This window comes from Methylomonas lenta, from assembly GCF_001644015.1.
GTDB classification, from domain to species: domain Bacteria; phylum Pseudomonadota; class Gammaproteobacteria; order Methylococcales; family Methylomonadaceae; genus Methylomonas; species Methylomonas lenta.
Map to the genome: position 1 here is coordinate 63950 of NZ_LUUI01000066.1, position 14981 is coordinate 78930.

Annotated in this window: 15 protein-coding genes and 1 tRNA gene; 5 read left to right on the plus strand and 11 right to left on the minus strand. The window is 49.0% G+C overall.

The features are described 5' to 3' along the window. Positions 1-9: 9 nt before the first annotated feature. A complete protein-coding gene (locus tag A1359_RS22265) occupies positions 10-162 on the minus strand; it encodes a hypothetical protein (RefSeq protein ID WP_157200468.1) in 153 nt (50 codons plus the stop codon). Between the two features lie 649 nt (positions 163-811). On the opposite strand from A1359_RS22265, the gene A1359_RS04580 reads away from it, so the two are divergent. Next, positions 812-1681, plus strand: coding sequence for a toll/interleukin-1 receptor domain-containing protein (locus tag A1359_RS04580; RefSeq protein ID WP_066978657.1), 870 nt, complete (start codon positions 812-814; stop codon positions 1679-1681). A gap of 392 nt (positions 1682-2073) precedes the next feature. On the opposite strand, the gene A1359_RS04590 is transcribed toward A1359_RS04580, so the two are convergent. The 9 genes from A1359_RS04590 to prmB all read right to left on the minus strand — a co-directional run bounded on the left by A1359_RS04590 (position 2074) and on the right by prmB (position 8947). Next, positions 2074-2622 carry a hypothetical protein gene (locus A1359_RS04590; RefSeq protein WP_066978663.1) on the minus strand — a complete coding sequence of 183 codons (549 nt, stop codon included), beginning with the start codon at positions 2620-2622 and terminating at the stop codon, positions 2074-2076. Positions 2623-2740: 118 nt separating this feature from the next. Beyond that, the gene (gene kdsB, locus A1359_RS04595) at positions 2741-3508 is read right to left on the minus strand and encodes a 3-deoxy-manno-octulosonate cytidylyltransferase (RefSeq protein WP_066978665.1); all 768 of its coding nucleotides are present in this window, start codon (positions 3506-3508) and stop codon (positions 2741-2743) included. Beyond that, positions 3505-3696, minus strand: coding sequence for a Trm112 family protein (locus A1359_RS04600; protein ID WP_066978668.1), 192 nt, complete (start codon positions 3694-3696; stop codon positions 3505-3507). Before A1359_RS04600 ends, kdsB begins: the two co-directional genes overlap by 4 nt. After that, on the minus strand, positions 3677-4690 hold the full coding sequence (gene lpxK / locus A1359_RS04605) for a tetraacyldisaccharide 4'-kinase (RefSeq protein ID WP_066978671.1): 1014 nt from the start codon (positions 4688-4690) through the stop codon (positions 3677-3679). Before lpxK ends, A1359_RS04600 begins: the two co-directional genes overlap by 20 nt. Continuing rightward, positions 4687-5124 carry an ExbD/TolR family protein gene (locus A1359_RS04610; RefSeq protein ID WP_066978673.1) on the minus strand — a complete coding sequence of 146 codons (438 nt, stop codon included), beginning with the start codon at positions 5122-5124 and terminating at the stop codon, positions 4687-4689. Before A1359_RS04610 ends, lpxK begins: the two co-directional genes overlap by 4 nt. Continuing rightward, positions 5124-5738 carry a MotA/TolQ/ExbB proton channel family protein gene (locus A1359_RS04615; protein ID WP_066978675.1) on the minus strand — a complete coding sequence of 205 codons (615 nt, stop codon included), beginning with the start codon at positions 5736-5738 and terminating at the stop codon, positions 5124-5126. The genes A1359_RS04610 and A1359_RS04615 overlap by 1 nt, the downstream gene beginning before the upstream one ends. A 33-nt stretch (positions 5739-5771) precedes the next feature. Next, positions 5772-6926, minus strand: a complete 1155-nt coding sequence (locus tag A1359_RS04620) for an MFS transporter (protein WP_083960497.1) — start codon at positions 6924-6926, stop codon at positions 5772-5774. Further along, on the minus strand, positions 6927-8015 hold the full coding sequence (gene aroC, locus A1359_RS04625; RefSeq protein ID WP_066978678.1) for a chorismate synthase: 1089 nt from the start codon (positions 8013-8015) through the stop codon (positions 6927-6929). A gap of 2 nt (positions 8016-8017) precedes the next feature. After that, positions 8018-8947 (minus strand): 50S ribosomal protein L3 N(5)-glutamine methyltransferase, encoded by a 930-nt coding sequence (gene prmB / locus A1359_RS04630; RefSeq protein ID WP_066978711.1) that lies wholly within the window; start codon positions 8945-8947, stop codon positions 8018-8020. Between the two features lie 75 nt (positions 8948-9022). On the opposite strand from prmB, the gene A1359_RS04635 reads away from it, so the two are divergent. Next, positions 9023-9901, plus strand: coding sequence for an HDOD domain-containing protein (locus A1359_RS04635; RefSeq protein ID WP_066978681.1), 879 nt, complete (start codon positions 9023-9025; stop codon positions 9899-9901). Positions 9902-9917: 16 nt separating this feature from the next. On the opposite strand, the gene A1359_RS04640 is transcribed toward A1359_RS04635, so the two are convergent. Beyond that, entirely contained in the window at positions 9918-11132 is a 1215-nt protein-coding gene (locus A1359_RS04640; RefSeq protein ID WP_066978684.1) for a M20 aminoacylase family protein, read from the minus strand. Positions 11133-11362: 230 nt separating this feature from the next. Here A1359_RS04640 and A1359_RS04645 point away from each other — a divergent pair. The 3 genes from A1359_RS04645 to A1359_RS04655 all read left to right on the plus strand — a co-directional run bounded on the left by A1359_RS04645 (position 11363) and on the right by A1359_RS04655 (position 14901). Further along, positions 11363-11450 (plus strand) — tRNA-Ser (locus A1359_RS04645). Between the two features lie 500 nt (positions 11451-11950). Next, the gene (locus A1359_RS04650) at positions 11951-12754 is read left to right on the plus strand and encodes a spermine/spermidine synthase domain-containing protein (protein WP_066978687.1); all 804 of its coding nucleotides are present in this window, start codon (positions 11951-11953) and stop codon (positions 12752-12754) included. Then, the gene (locus A1359_RS04655; RefSeq protein ID WP_066978690.1) at positions 12751-14901 is read left to right on the plus strand and encodes a YgiQ family radical SAM protein; all 2151 of its coding nucleotides are present in this window, start codon (positions 12751-12753) and stop codon (positions 14899-14901) included. Before A1359_RS04650 ends, A1359_RS04655 begins: the two co-directional genes overlap by 4 nt. Positions 14902-14981: the final 80 nt, after the last annotated feature.

Below are 14981 nucleotides of genomic sequence, written 5' to 3' on the forward strand. Positions count from 1 at the left end.
CAAGGTATCTTACTGCAGCTGCGGCGGCGCGGCGACATCCGCCACCACGCTGACAGCCGGAACCTGGGCAAAAAACTGCTCCAAGCCCTCCAGGCCGCCGGCTGAGGCGCCGACTAGCTGTAAGTCAGTAGAACCCGATCTGGTTGTTTGGAATTTATCCATTATCTCGCTCAGCTGAAGTTGCCTGAGTCCAGCGACTCAGACCAGAATATTTTCGCCATTCCTTAACTCGAGTTTGATGGACATTTTTTTTCGGTGCTCAATGTTTATAGTCATGTTTAAAAACCAAATTTAAGAGGTTACCTAATGCGAGAACCGAAAGCCAAGCTGCCTGTCTTTTTTAAAATAACAGGGTTATAACCCCAAGTCGGTTCGCTATCGCACACAAATCCACAACTTTAAAAACGCGAATGAGCCGTTTGACAGGCAATACAGTAAACTCATTTGCCCCACATAGGTTTAGAGTAGTGTGTGATATTTATTTTGGCTATGTTTGCGCTAATATTTGAATATGAGCTTTAAGTCTAGCCTAAGTTTTGTCAAGGCAAAGGAGTAGAGTCATCAGGGCAATCGCTGTTAAATTAGATTAACTTTTATCATCATTCAGATGGTGACGACTGCCATGCCGTTGCCGGCACTTGCGAAATCATGTCCAGGATTTCGACGCCGACTTATGTATGAGTATGACCTTCACAAGCCGTGCATTATCAAGCCGTGCATTATCAACCCATCCAATCGACATACAACGCTCTTGCTCAAAGTCCGATTTAATGAAATGGTATTCGCCACAGCTCACCTCCAGGAGTAACAGATGAACAAAATCTTTATTTCCTATCGCCGCGATGACAGCGGCGGTTATTCCGGCCGACTGGCCGATCGCTTGACGCTAACCTTTGGCGACCAGCAAATTTTCAGGGATTTTGACGACATCAGCCCCGGGCAGAATTTTGCCGAATCCATCCAAGCCAATTTATCCGGTGCGGATGTGTTTCTGGTGGTGATCGGTCCTAACTGGTTACAGCTCACGGACGAAAACGGCCAGCGCCGACTGGACGATGCCGAGGATTTTGTGCGGCTGGAAATCGAAACGGCCTTGCAGCGTGACATTCAGATCATCCCACTTTTGGTCAACGGTGCACAGATGCCGCACATAACCGAGTTACCGACCGACCTCTCCTCGCTGGCCTATCGGCAAGCGGTTGAATTGAGCGACAGCCGCTGGGAACAAGACGTCGGCAAGTTGATTGGCTACATTAAAAATTACGTCAAACCGCTTAAAAACAGTTCGCGCCTATATCGAATGATTCTTTATACAACCGCTGCCCTGCTCGCTCTGGCCGGCACGGCAATTTGGCTAAGCCGGCAGCCGGCGGATTTTTCCGGGCAATGGTATTTTGATGGTGGAGATTATTTATTGATTACCCAGCAAGACAAACAGGTCAAAATCGAACGCATCGATGTCAACCTGCAAAAGGTTTTCGAGCGCGGCGAAGGCCAGGTAGACGGTCGCAGCTTAACTTTTAATCTGGAACCGGTTTACAGCGACCGCTTTAAACACCACGGCATACTCAAAAAATCCTGGGACGGCCAAACCCTGGCCGGCGAATTGATTGAAGTCTTTTCCGATAAACACGATGCTCTGGTGTTGGAAAAGCGGCCTGACGCTCAAAACGATGGCTAATCTGAAGGTTTAGGGTGAAATCGCGTAGGTTGTTGGGCTGACGTAAGCAAGCCCAAGAAATCAGCGCTCGCCCACTGAGGAAACATCCGTAATCACATCAGCCCAATTCGCTGGCAACATTCCTCTATGCTCATAGTGTGCAGTGTTGAATAAGGCCAATCAATAGGGTATCACCCTCAAATGGCGTGAAGATGTTCAGGCAATTCTTTGTATGGTTGCCTTTATTTATTGGGATAAACCAGGCATCGAAAGATAAATGTTGGGCTTCATTGCATTCAGCCCAACCTACGGCCCTAAATAACGAATCATTGTTTTTGCAAGACGACGCAGAGCGTCTAAAGCTGCATTCCCACGCTGGAGCGTGGGAATGATAAAATTTAATTGTATTAAGCCTACGTACTAATTTCATTAACTATTTGACTGAGTGCAACCAATAACACGATAACTTCTATAGAGGCAAATAGCCCCTGAATCAGTGTGAGCCGAAGAAATAATCGTCCTCCAGCAACGAAGTCACCTTTCGATATTGCATCCAACATACTATTAGAGAAAAGACGCAATAGCCCCGGCATTCCCGCTTTCATCTGCACAATAAATTCATCTACGTCCATATGTACAAATTTCTCCCCAATCTCCCTGCATTCTTTAGCGGAAGATGCTCCACAGCCGATAACCATAGCGATATACCTCTGGACCAAACAAAAAATACTTGCCCAAAGAAATAGATAAGCAACACAAGCAATAGTGTGGAGCGAAATGAAGCCCGAGACGTCATTAATATTTGACAATATAAGCGCTAGACTTGCTCCGAATGCGGTTAAGAACCAAGTGGCAAACTTATCGAGAGAAGCTGAAGCGTGGCCCGCCGCTATCGTTAGAGCAGTACCTGCGGCAGCATGCGCAATAATTTTTTCAGACGAAGTTAATGAGTTTATTGACATTTTATTTTTCTTATAGCCTGGACAGAATGATCCGATGAGCATTTCTGGTAAAATTAAATACCGGAAACGCTTTGACTTACTTGTGCGCTGGGTTATTCCTGACTTGAATCTTGGCTACCTAAACCTGCCCCAAACTCAAAGCCACCCGCCACAAATCCTCTTCGGTATCTACACCGGCTTCCGGGGTTTGTTCAACGATTTTGACCAGCACTTTTTCGCCATGCCACAAAATCCGCAATTGCTCCAGAGATTCCACGCTTTCCAGCGGCGATGCGTTCCAGCTGCAATATCGCTGTAAAAAACCGACTGTGTAGGCATACATGCCTATATGGCGTAGATGGGGTAAAGCGCTGGCTGATTCATCATGCCGATCCGGAAAAGTAGCTCGCTCCCACGGTATCGGTGCACGACTGAAATACAGCGCATAGCCGTTTTTATCCAGCACCACTTTCACGGCATTGGGATTAAAAATTTCATCCGAGTCGTGAATTTTTGCTGCCAGCGTGGCAATCCCGGCTTGAGATTGTCCGGCCAATGCTGTAGCCACATCGCGAATGTAATCTGGCGGAATCAAGGGCTCGTCGCCTTGCAGATTCACCACGATATCATCTGCCTGCCAGCCCAGTTTGTCCGCCACTTCGGCGATACGTTCGGTGCCGGATTGATGCTCAGGATCGGTCATCACCACCTGTAAGCCCAACGCACTGACCGTATCAAAAATACGCTGATCGTCGGTAGCCACTACCACTTGCTCGGCTTTAGCTTCCAGCGCACGTTCGCAGACATGAGCTATCATCGGTTTGCCGGCTATGTCCAGCAATGGCTTACCGGGCAAGCGGGTCGAACCATAACGCGCCGGAATAACGACTTTAAACCCTGCGCTCATTTGTGCAGAGCTTGGCTTTCTTCGAAACTGAGTTGGCGGGCTTCATCTTCCAGCATGACTGGAATGTCGTCGCGAATGGGAAAAGCCAAATTGTCCGCTTTGCAAATCAGCTCTTGCTGTTCTTTATGGTAAATCAGCGGGCTTTTGCATAATGGGCAGGCCAGGATATCAAGCAATTTTTTGTCCATGAGTTTTATCTTTAAGTAATGTAAGTAATTGTTCGGAATAGGTTTCAGGCAATACGGCATCGACCGGCAAATACCAGAAATGCGGCTGGGCAAAACCGGTACATTTAACCGCGTCTTTTTCGGTCATGATCAGCGGTTTGTCATCATTAAATTTAACATCGTCGGCGCTAAACGCATGATGATCGGGAAATGCTTGTGTTTCACAATTCAGCCCGGCAGCGGCCAGTTGGGTGAAAAATCGACTTGGATTGCCAATACCGGCCAAGGCATGGCATTGTTTGCCAGCAAATTCTGTCAAAGATTTACGCTCACCGTTCTGCAGATTAATCAGGCTGTCACCCTGATATTGCATGGCAAACTCGCCATCCAGCAATTCTTTCGGGCTGTTAACCACCACCAGATCAACTGTATTAACCCGCTCCGGCGGTTCGCGTAACGGCCCCACCGGTAGGCAATAGCCATTACCAAAGCGGCGCTCGCCGTCGACGACTACAATTTCGATATCGCGCTGCAAAGCGTAATGCTGCAAACCATCGTCGGAGATAATGATGTCGCAATCGTTGTTGGCCAACAATTGCAGTGCGGCCGCAGGCCGGTTGACGCCTATCACTATCGGGCAAGCGCACCGGCGCGCCAAAACCAGCGGTTCATCGCCTACCAAGGCAGGGTCGCTATCAATAGTAACCGCTTGCGGGGTTTGACTGCTGCTGCCGGCATAACCGCGACTGATAACGCCGGGTTTATAACCTTGCTGTTTTAAAAACGCCACCAACCAGATCACCAACGGTGTTTTCCCAGTCCCTCCCACGGTCAGGTTACCGACGATAATGACCGGTACCGGCAAACGGCTGGATTTTTTAATCCCCACCCGGTACAAAAATCGCCTAAAGCGCATGACATCGACATAGATCATCGAAATCGGCATGAACCAGGCGGAAATATACATTTCTTTATACCAGGCATCCTCAAGCCAGCGTGTCAGGGTCTTTTTCATTCTTTATCCGGTGGATTGATGGCAAACGTTACATGATGAAAGCCCAATTGACTGGCAATATCCAGCGCGCTCACCACGGCTTGATGCGGTGTTTTGCCATCTGCACTGATGATAAACGGCAGTTGGCGCGACTCGGCAGGAAAATTGGCCAGGGCATTTTTCAGCGCCGGCAAGTTCTGTTCCGCTAACGGCTGTGGCTTGCCATCTTCTGCGGCGATAGCGTATTTACCCTCGGCATCGATAAATAAATTGATAGCCTTGCTTGCGGATTGATCAATGTCCTCACCGTTAGCTGCCGGCAGATTGATTTTTAAATCAGTGTGATGACGAAAGGTGGTCGCCACCATGAAAAAAAACAGTAGCACCAGCAACACGTCGATCATGGGGATTAAACCAATCTCCACCGGTGCGCGTTTTTTGCGGCGAAAATCCATTAAATGTCCTCGCGATTGCCTTGCATGATGTCGAGCAAGCGTAGCGACTCCACTTCCATCCGCACCACATGATCATCCACCAGGCGCTCGAAATAACGATGAAAAAACAGACTCGGGATCGCCACTGTCAAACCGGATGCCGTACAAATCAAGGCTTCGGAAATGCCAGCACTCAAAACACCCGGATCGCCCATGCCACCGACTGCAATATCCGAAAACACCCGGATAATGCCATCGACTGTACCTAGCAAGCCCAGTAAAGGCGTAACGGCGGCTAAACTCCCCAGCGCATTTAAATAATGTTCCAGATCATGCGCCACTTGACGGCCGACTTCTTCGATACTGCTTTTCATGATCTCACGACCGTGTTTACGGTTGGCCAAACCGGCGGCCAATATCGTGCCTAGCGGAGAGCTGAGTTTTATGCGGCGAATGGCGGCATCGTCCAGTTTATTGTCGCGATGTAATTGCCAGATATACGGCACCAATTCGGTCGGAATGATACGCTTGCGTTGTAAAGACCATAAACGCTCGCCGATAATCGCCATCGCAGCAATGGAACATAAAATAATCGGCAACATCATCCAGCCGCCGTTTTTAATGATTTCAAACACCTACTATTTCCTCAAAATTCTATTACGACGATTTTAACTCAATGTCGGTGACTTTTGCCGAGCCACGCCAATAAAGGCAATCAGCAAAGCCAAACCGCTGGCCAAAGCTGCTATGACAAACACCAAACTTCCGCCTATTAAGTCCCATAAATAACCACTGTAAAAACTGCCCAGCATGCCGCCCAAGCCAAAACTGAGACTGCTGTACAAACCCTGACCTTTGCTTTGATGCTGATCACCAAAATATCGGTGCAGCAACTGTATCGCCACCACATGTGCCACACCAAAACTAGCGGCATGCAACACCTGTGCAGCTAGAATTATGGTCAGCGATTCAACGCCATAGGCAATCATTAACCAGCGCAGCATACTCAGCGCAAGACTACCCAGCAACAGGCCGCGCAAACTCACGAATTTGAGCAAGCTATACATCCAGAAAAACACAAAAATTTCCGCACAGACACCCAAGGCCCACAATAAACCTGTCATGGTAGCTGTGTAACCATGCTGCTGCAGGTAGACGGAATAAAAAACATAATACGGCCCATGCGCCACCTGTAACAGCATGTAGACGGCAAAAAAAGCCAGTAACTCGGGTTTAAACAATACTTTAAACACACTGCCGGCAGACTTGCTGTCACGCATAGCCAAGGCTTCCGGGGTAAGCAAAGCCATCAACCAATTCATAGCCAACAGGCTGGTGATAACCCAGGGTAAATAGGTTATGTTGAAGTCATCCAGCAAGCGGCCTATCCCGAGCACTGCAACGATAAAGCCCACCGAGCCCCATAATCTGATCCGACTGTAACGCTGTGGTTCGGCTTTCAGATGCAGCAAGGTTGCCGCCTCAAATTGCGGCAAGGTAGCATTCCAGAAAAAACTAAATGCGACCGTCACCGCAGCCACCCATTGATAATCCTGCCGGTACAAAAAACCGGCAAAAAATAACATGGAGAAAAAAGAGGTGATGCGTATCAGCCGCAAACAACGGCCATTTCTATCCGCTAACCAGCTCCACAGATGAGGGGCGATGATTTTGGTCGCAACCAACATGGCCGTCAGCTCGCCAATTTCGGTAGCGACAAAACCGATTTGTTTTAGATACAAACTCCAAAAGGGCAAAAATGCCCCCAGGGTTGCAAAGTAACAAAAGTAAAAACCGGATAAGCGCCAGTAAGGCAGGCTCATTTACCGTAAAACGGGCAAGCCCGAATCAACGTGCAAATTTTGCGCTCTTTGTCTTAGCAAATGATCCATCAACACAATCGCCATCATAGCTTCAGCAATTGGCGTGGCGCGTATGCCTACGCAAGGATCGTGGCGACCTTCGGTGACCACTTCAATCGCTTCGCCTTTGCTGTTAATGCTGCGACCCGGCAAACGTAAACTGGAGGTAGGCTTTAGGGCGATACGGGCGATGATGTCTTGGCCACTGGAAATGCCGCCTAAAATGCCGCCGGCATGATTGCTTAAAAAACCTTCCGGGGTAATTTCATCTCGAAACTTGGTACCTTTGGTATCGATACAAGCAAATCCGTCGCCGATTTCCACGCCTTTTACTGCATTGATGCTCATCAAGGCATGCGCCAAATCAGCATCCAGCCTATCGAAAATCGGTTCGCCCAAACCGGGTGGCACCTGGCTGGCAATCACCTCGATCTTGGCACCGATGGATTCACCCTCCTTACGCAAGGCATCCATATAACTTTCCATTTCAGCCACTTTATTCACATCCGGGCAAAAGAACGGATTGTTTGGCACTTCATCCCAATCGAATTGTTCGATCTTGACCGGGCCCAATTGCGATAAATAGCCACGCACCTGAATGCCGTATTGCTCGAACAAATACTTTTTGGCAATTGCGCCTGCAGCCACCCGCATCGCAGTTTCTCGGGCTGAGGATCGGCCACCGCCGCGATAATCCCTAAAGCCGTATTTATGCTGATAAGTGTAATCGGCATGACCGGGTCGAAAGCTTTCGGCAATTTTGGAATAATCTTTCGAGCGCTGATCGGTATTTTCAATCAACAAACCTATCGGACAGCCGGTGGTTTTGCCTTCGAACACGCCGGACAGGATTTTCACCTCGTCGGCTTCGCGGCGTTGTGTGGTATGCCGGGACGTACCGGGTTTGCGTCTGTCCAAATCAATTTGCAGGTCCGCCTCGGTTAAGGCTAAGCCCGGCGGGCAACCATCGACAATTGCACCCAATGCCAAACCATGGCTCTCGCCAAAAGTAGTGACGGTAAATAATTTTCCTATGCTGTTTCCTGACATGTTTAACCCATGCTTGCAAATAAAGAGTGGTATTCGTTGACTTGGCTTGCCGTCAATAAAAAGACGCCATCGCCACCATGTTCAAACTCCAGCCACTGAAAAGGCACGCTTGGGAATAGTTCCTGTAGAGTTTGGGCGCTGCTGCCAACTTCAATAATCAGTATGCCCTGCTCGGCCAGATATTGCTTGGCATCTACTAAAATACGTATCACCAAATCCAGGCCACTGTCACCACCGGTAAAGCCCATTTCGGGTTCGGCATGAAATTCTTTAGGCAGACTTTCCCATTCGCTGATCGCCACATAAGGCGGGTTGCTAACAATAATATCGTAGGGTTTGGCCGGTAAATCGTTGAATAAATCGGACTGGTAAAGTTCTACCTGATCCGCCATGTCGTGTTTGTCGATATTGATATTGGCTACCGCTAATGCGTCGTCGGACAATTCCACGGCATCGACTTGCGCATCCGGAAAAGCATAGGCGCAAGCTATGGCAATACAGGCGCTACCCGTACATAAATCCAGAATATTGAATACTTGGTCTTCTTCGATCCAAGGCTCAAAGCGTTCGGCTATCAATTCGGCGATCGGCGAACGCGGCACCAATACCCGCTCGTCGACATAAAACGACAGGCCGGCAAAAATGGACTCGTGAGTCAAATAAGCTGAAGGTTTACGCTCCTTGATTCGGCGCTCAAGCAAACCAAGCACGGCTTCTCTTTCCGGCAAGGTCAGCACTGCATCCAGATAGGCATTAGCCAGATCATACGGTTGATGCAAGGTATGCAAAACAATCGCGGCCGCCTCATCAAGCGGCGTACTGGTGCCATGCCCGAGAAATATCTCATGCTCAGCAAAGCGACTGGCGCCCCAGCGAATATAGTCTCTGATACGGGTCAGGGTTGTGATAACATCCGGCGAAGTGATAGTCATGATGCGGTCTGTAGATAAAAAGACTGTAAATTTTAAACCAATCCCTGCTCGCTTGTCCGAATAAAGCAAACGCCGATGACAGAGGCCATTCCAGATCCCAAATCCAGCAAGCTGGCAAAAAACCGTTTATATCTGGATTGCTTTAAATACATGCAATCAGACAAACTGGCTTTACCGACCATCCCGGATGTTTCAGTAAAGATTCGCCGTGCCATCAATGAACCTAGCGCCAACAGCAGCAAAATTGCCCGCGTGGTGCAAATCGATCCCAGCATTACCGCCAGGCTGATCAAGATTTCCAATAGCCCGCTGTATCGCGGTCGACGCAAAATCGAAAGCTGCCCTGAAGCTTTGACCCGCTTAGGATTGAAAGCTTCTCAGGACATCATTACGGTATTTGCCTTAAAAGCCGTGTTCAACGCCAAATCCGGCATTATTCGCCGCAAAATGCAGGAACTGTGGGCGCACAGCAGTCATGTCGCCGCCATCAGCGCAGTGCTGGCGCATAAAACCCCCGGCTTTGACCCGGATCGCGCCATGCTGGCGGGACTGATTCACGACATTGGCATCGTACCCATACTGGCTTACGCCGACCGTCAACCGGATATTCTGGCATCCCCCCTGGATCTGGCTGAAACCGTGCGTGAGTTGCGTAGTGACATTGGTGTGCAAATTATCCGTAAATGGGATTTCCCGACCGACTTTGAAGATGTGGTTATCAATGCGGAAAATTGGTTTCGCGACAGCGGCCCGCAGGCAACTTACAGTGACATCGTGATGATCTCGCAATTACACAGCTATATCGGCAAAATCGACATCAAAAAAATGCCGAAAATGGATGATTTACCGGCTTATAAAAAACTGGCTGCCGGCAATCTGGACGCCGATTTAAGTATCAACATACTGGATCAGGTGAAGGATGAAATTGAACACATCCGCGCGATGTTAAGCTAGTTCCAACCTCATCACGCTAGGCCACAGCCAGACTGGCTTCTACCAACTTAACCCAGTAAGTCGCACCCAGCGGCAAAATGTCATCATTAAAATCATAACTGGCATTGTGTAGCATACAAGGACCAGCTCCATGCCCTACGTTTCTGTGATCGCCCTCGCCGTTGCCAATAAAACAATAACTACCCGGCAGGACTTGCAGCATAAAAGCAAAGTCTTCTGCCCCCATCACCGGTAATTGCTCAAGTACATTATCATCACCCACGATGCTGGTCATCACTTGTCGGGACAAAGCAACCTGCTCAGGATGATTGACGGTGGCCGGATAACCTTTAGTAAACTCAACATCACATTCCATACCAAACGCCATACAGGTATGACGCGCAATATCTTGCATGCGTTGCTGCACTAATTCCATCAGCTCGGTCGAAAAAGTTCTTAACGTGCCAGTCATTTCACAATTATCGGCAATCACATTGGTTGCTTCGCCGACATGTACAGTGGTAACCGAGAGTACGCCGGCATCCAGTGGATTGGCACTGCGGGTTAGAATAGTCTGAAAAGCCATGATAATTTGCGCAGCAACCGGCACCGGGTCTAAACCTAAATGCGGTAACGCGGCATGACAGCCTTTGCCACGTATGACAATACGAAAGCTATCAAATGCTGCCATCACTGGCCCCGGGCTGACGGCAAATTGTCCCGCAGGGATACCCGGCCAATTATGCATGCCATAAACTGCCTGCATCGGAAACAACTCAAACAATCCATCCTTGATCATGGCATCTGCGCCACCACCACCCTCTTCCGCCGGCTGAAAAATCAAATACACCGTACCATCAAACTTAGAATGCTTGGCAAGATAGTCGGCTGCCGCCAGCAACATGGCTGTGTGGCCATCATGCCCGCAAGCATGCATTTTGCCGGGATAAACAGAAGCATGAGTAAAATTATTCTGTTCTAGAATCGGCAAGGCATCCATATCGGCCCGTAAACCTATCGAGCGCTCCGAATTACCTGCTTTCAGCATACCCACTACACCGGTTTTACCTAAACCGCGATGAACAGATATGCCCAACTCTGCCAATTTATTAGCAACTAAATCAGACGTACGTTCTTCTGCAAAACATAATTCCGGATGCGCATGAATATCGCGCCGCAATAGAGAATTTACTTCTGCTTTAGCATCGATTTCGGCGAGTACATTTAATTTGGACCACTCATTTACCCCCATCTGCAACCCCTTGGTAATCAACCATCACAATTTTCCTGCAATGTACCACCAGTTATTCATCGATCGCCAATTCTTAGCTAAAGCTAGATTTTTGATGAAAATATTTTCTGTCTAAACCTGCGTCCAAATGTACTCTTAGGCTGAAAAATCGCGAATTTACAATTTAAACCACGAACAACATTGCACAAACTCTGCTTTTGATTGATAATGCGCGGCTGAAATAGATATCCGGAGAGATGGCCGAGCGGTCGAAGGCGCACGCCTGGAAAGTGTGTATACGGCAACGTATCGAGGGTTCGAATCCCTCTTTCTCCGCCAATCAAGCATCCACCAAGGTGCAAAGCAGTTTAAAAACCCGCAAGTTACTTAACTTAGCGGGTTTTTTATTGTCCAAAAAAATTCAACCTCATTTCGCTTCTGACAGTACCCACCACCTAGAATAACCGCTCGCTTGCTGCTAAGGCATTAGCCGCAAGATAAAACCTGATTATAACGCTGCATCAGTAACAACAAAATGGCCGTCATCGGTATATGCGGTTCGACTTGCATGGGCGCAGGAGGTAGGGTAAGGCAGCATCGGAGCTGGGATGGTTTCGCGGAATCCTTAGATTACCTCAGCCAAGTTGAGCATTTCAGACACCCCTATTATTTAATCAATTTCGCTTAATCCTACCGGATGAAAAAAATCACACGACCAACAAGAAATCAATCACTTCTACAGCTCATATACCTACGAAACCAGACAGTACAAAACTAATAACAAGACAAGCGACGGATTTTCAAGGAAAATAGGCACTTTTCACCATTCGCCGTATCGCATGTATAAATATGACGGTCTGGTTGTGCACCAAAGCCATGATGACGAAGGCATCATAGAAATCGTTGATAAAGAAGGTGTTAGAGCCTTGCATTTCGGCTCGCACTCCCGCCAAAGCACCATGTTGTTGTCCGACCCCAACCGTTTGCATTCCCTATATGCGCGGGCCATGATGGCCTTGTTGCTATTTAACGATGCCCCCAAAGACGTGTTAATGATAGGCCTGGGTGGCGGCACTATCGCCAAATTCATGCTGCATCAATTTAGCGATTGCCGGTTAAAAGTGGTGGAATTTCGCAGCAGTGTGTTAAAAGTGGCGCGCAGTCATTTTGCATTACCCTTCGATCCACGCCTGAAAATCAAGATCGGTTGCGGGGCGCAACATGTACTGCAACAAAGCCGGGCTCATGATGGATTATATGACTTGGTGATGATCGATGCCTACGACCACGCCGGCATGGCGCCGGAAGTCAGTAGCGAGCTCTTTTTCGATAACTGTCGAACCTTATTAACTAAAAACGGTCTGTTGGTAATTAATTTATGGGGTACCGACAAAGCCCTGTTCAAACAAGTTACCTGGAATCTCGGTCGGGTATTTGGCGGGCGCATGCTGTTTTTGCCGGTACGCACTCGCGGGAATATCATCGGTTTTGCCTTTGCCGAAGACTTCCCCAAACTCAGCATGAAAGCCTTAAGCGAAAATGCCATACGCCTGGAACAACAGTATCAACTGGAGTTTCCTACTTTTATTCAAGACATCAAACGCAACAATACCAGCGCAATCAATCGGGTAATAAATAAGTGAATCACAACGCAGCCAATATCTTCGGCTACAAAAAGTACTGGGCCCAACGTTTTGGACCGGCCCCCGAACTGCCGATGAGCATGGAGCAAATGCAACAACTGGGCTGGGATGCCTGCGATATCATTCTGGTCACGGGCGATGCTTATGTCGACCATCCCAGCTTCGGCATGGCGGTGGTGGGCCGGGTATTGGAAGCCCAGGGATTCCGGGTGGGGATTATTTCGCAACCGGATTGGCATAGCGCCGACGATTTTAAGAAACTTGGCCAGCCCAAGTTGTTTTTCGGCGTCACCGGCGGCAACATGGATTCCATGGTCAACCGCTATACCTCGGATAAAAAGATTCGCTCCAATGACGCCTACACAGCCGACGGTTCGGCCGGCAAGCGACCTGATCGAGCGGTCAATGTGTATTCGCACCGTTGCCGGGAAGCCTTTAAAAACGTCCCCATCATCATCGGCGGCATCGAAGCTAGCCTGCGCCGGATTGCGCATTACGATTATTGGTCGGACAAGGTACGTAAATCGATCATTCTGGATGCCAAAGCCGATTTATTGGTATACGGCAACGGCGAGCGGCAGATTGTCGAAATCGCCCACCGTTTGGCCAAAGGCGAAAATATTCATGACTTAAAAGGCATCCGCGGCACCGTGCATTTTGTCAAACAAGTGCCGCTGGGCTGGATGGAAAAAGACTCTACCGATATCGACAAACCCGGCGCGGTCATCGTGCATCAAAGTCCGTATCAGGAACAGCCGGCATGCGACGACCAGGGAGGGTCAAAAACCGGTGCTGCCGATGAAAAGCCTTTTTTGAATAGTGATGAAAAGGTAATTCAGTTCAAACCCATCGCCAACAAACAGCGCGCGCAAACCGTGATCCGGCTGCCGGATTACGAAGCGGTAAAAGACGATCCGATTCTGTATGCCCATGCTTCCAGGGTGATGCACGGTGAAACCAACCCCGGCAACGCCCGTGCTTTAATTCAACGTCACGGCAGTCGCGAAGTGTGGATCAATCCGCCGCCGCTGCCGTTGACGACGCCGGAAATGGATGGCGTGTTCGACCTGCCCTACTCACGTTTGCCGCATACGCAGTACGGTAAATCTAATATTCCGGCCTTTGAAATGATTCAGCATTCGGTGCTGATCATGCGCGGCTGCTTCGGTGGCTGTAGCTTTTGTTCGATTACCGAGCACGAAGGCCGCATCATTCAAAACCGCTCGGAAGATTCCATCATCCGCGAGATCGAAGCCATCCGCGACACATCACCCAACTTCACCGGCCATATTTCCGACTTAGGCGGCCCGACCGCCAACATGTGGCGACTGGCTTGCAAAGATCCGGAAATCGAAGCCTCCTGCCGCAAACCATCCTGTGTGTATCCCGGCATCTGTCAAAACCTGAATACCGACCAAACCCCGCTGGTTAAACTGTATCGCCGGGCGCGTAAGCTTCCGGGCATCAAGAAAATCTTTATCGCTTCCGGTTTGCGTTACGACATTGCCGTGGAGACGCCGGAATACGTGAAAGAACTGGTCACGCATCATGTCGGCGGTTACTTAAAAATCGCTCCGGAACACACCGAACAAGGCCCGCTGTCGAAAATGATGAAACCGGGCATGGGCACTTACGACCGCTTCAAGCAGATGTTTGATAAGTTTTCTAAAGAAGCCGGCAAAGAACAGTATTTGATCCCTTACTTCATCGCCGCCCATCCCGGCACCGAAGATAAAGACATGCTGAATCTGGCCTTATGGCTGAAACGCAACGGCTTTAGAGCCGATCAGGTACAGGCCTTTTTACCCTCACCGATGTCTATCGCTACCGCCATGTATCACTCCGGCAAGGATACGCTGCATAAAGTCGGTCGCAACGTACCGGACATGCCGATTCCACGTAGCGTGAAACAGCGCCGTATTCACAAAGCGTTTTTACGTTATCACGACCCGAAAAACTGGCCGTTGCTGCGAGAAGCCCTGAAAGACATGGGGCGAGCGGATTTGATCGGCAACGGCAAACAGCACCTGATTCCAAGCTATCAGCCTAAAACAGCCGAAAATCCGCTGGACAAGCAACAACCAAAACGGCAATCGTTTAAAACAAAACACACACTATCAGCCAAACCCAAGCCAAGACATCGATAAAACAACCCTATCACATTGCTCAATTTTCCGTATGGGCAGCACCGGTTGCTGCTCTTCGGTACACTGCCATTAAGTTAAGG